1 protein-coding gene is annotated in these 255 nt (G+C 38.0%); it reads right to left on the bottom strand.

All coding sequences use genetic code 11. From position 1 onward, the window contains the following. Window positions 1-255 (bottom strand): Ig-like domain-containing protein (locus V6251_RS15565; protein WP_341589034.1); only part of this gene is annotated, 255 nt, incomplete at both ends.

A 255-nucleotide genomic window follows, 5' to 3' on the forward strand; every position in this document is an offset into this window, starting at 1 on the left:
ATCACAAATAGTATATTCAAAAGTGTCTTCACCAATAAATCCATCATTAGGCGTATAGGTAATAGTCCCATCAGTATTAACAGTAACGGTTCCGTTATCTGGCGTTGTATTGTTAGTAATAATAATAAGATCAGCATCTGGATCAAAGTCGTTAGCTAAGACCACAATATCAACAGGAGTACCTTCAGGTGTGGTTGCAGTATCAGCATTAGCAATAGGAGCTTCGTTTTCAGGACCACTTTCAGGTAAAACCTC

Source organism: Olleya sp. Ti.3.14 (assembly GCF_038154885.1).
Lineage (GTDB): Bacteria > Bacteroidota > Bacteroidia > Flavobacteriales > Flavobacteriaceae > Olleya.